At 67.3% G+C, this 1,629-nt stretch carries 2 protein-coding genes; both read left to right on the top strand.

The window, feature by feature from the left end; all coding sequences use genetic code 11:
• The coding region (locus tag SP6_RS19360) for an efflux RND transporter periplasmic adaptor subunit (RefSeq protein ID WP_042469541.1) at positions 1–968 on the top strand (968 nt) is incomplete at its 5' end.
• Positions 965–1,629: efflux RND transporter permease subunit (locus tag SP6_RS19365; protein ID WP_042469540.1), on the top strand; the 665-nt coding region annotated here is incomplete at its 3' end. The genes SP6_RS19360 and SP6_RS19365, both read left to right, overlap by 4 nt.

A 1,629-nucleotide genomic window follows, 5' to 3' on the forward strand; every position in this document is an offset into this window, starting at 1 on the left:
TCACTGTAGCCCCGGCGGCCTCCGGCGAGCTGGACGCCGCGATCCTTGCCTCCGCTACGGTCGAGGCGACGCCCGACGCCGAGGCGGTGCTGACCGCGCGCGCACCGGGCACGGTCAGCCGTATCATGGTCCGCATCGGCGATCTTGTGCGAGCCGGCCAGACGCTCGCTCTGGTCGAGAGCCGCGATGCTTCGCAGATCGCAGCCGATCGCTCGGCCGCGTCCGCGCGCGTCACTCTCGCCGCTCGCCAGCTCGAACGCGAACGCGGTTTGCTTGCCCAGGGCGTCACCCCCCGCGCTGACTATGAAGCCGCACAAGCCAATCTGGCGGTCGCCCAGGCCGATGCCCGGCGCGCTAGCGCCGCCGCAGGCGCTGCCCGCGTATCAGGTGACGGCCGATCGGTTGCGGTCGTCAGCCCCGTCTCGGGGCGCGTCACCAATGCTGGTGCCAATCTCGGCCAGTTCGTCGCGGCTGAAACCGAGCTGTTCCGCGTCGCCGACCCGCGCCGGCTTCAGATCACGGCTAGCGTTCCCCCCGCCGATGCAGGCCGGGTCCGAGAAGGTGACAGGGTGGAGTTGACCACCACCGATGGCCGCAAGATCGAGGGCCGCGTACGTTCGTCGACCGGCGTCGTCGATCCGCAATCGCGGACCGCGACCGTCGTCATCACGCCGACCTCTGGCGGCAGCACACTCGCCCCGGGCCAGCTTGTGCAGGCTCGTATCCTCGCCAGCGGCGGGGCCGCCAAGAGTGGCGTGATGGTGCCGCAAGACGCGGTGCAGACGCTTGGCAGCGATACCGTAGTGTTCGTCCGCACCGGCCAAGGCTTCCGCGCACAGCCGGTTCAGGTCGGCAGCCGATCAGGCGGGATGGTGGCGATCACCGGCGGCCTCGCCGCCGGCACGCAGATCGCCACCACCAACGCTTTTCTCCTCAAAGCGGAGATCGAGAAGGAGTCGGCGGAATGATCGGCCGCATCCTCTCCCTTTCGGTCCGGATGCGATGGCTTGTCGCCGTCCTGACCCTCGTCGTCATTGGCTTTGGTTTATGGCAGATCACCAAGCTGCCGATTGACGCTGTGCCCGACGTCACCAACCGACAGGTCCAGATCAGCACATTCGCCCCGACGCTTGGGCCGGTCGACATCGAAAAGCAGGTGACGTTCCCGGTGGAAACGGCGCTGGCCGGAATCCCAGGGCTTGAGATGACCCGCTCCATCTCGCGCAACGGCTTCAGCCAGGTAACGGCGGTCTTCACCGACCGCACCGACATTTACTTCGCGCGCCAGCAGGTGACGGAACGGCTCGCACAATCGCGCGACAGCCTGCCTTCCAACGCGCAGCCGATCCTAGCACCGCTCAGCACCGGGCTCGGCGAGATTTTCTTCTATTCGGTCGCCTTCCGTCACCCCGACGGCAAGGGCTTGAAGACGGTCGATGGGAAGCCGGGCTGGCAGTCGGACGGCAGCTATCTCACGCCCGAGGGCGAACGCCTGACCACCGAGCTGGCGAAGGCGGCATATCTCCGCACGGTGCAGGATTGGATCATCCGCCCACAGATGCGCGCCGTGCGCGGCGTCGCCGGGGTTGATTCCAACGGCGGCTATGTGAAGCAATATCTGATCGAGCC

Origin of the sequence: Sphingomonas paucimobilis NBRC 13935 (genome assembly GCF_000739895.2) — a bacterium.
Classification (GTDB): domain Bacteria; phylum Pseudomonadota; class Alphaproteobacteria; order Sphingomonadales; family Sphingomonadaceae; genus Sphingomonas; species Sphingomonas paucimobilis.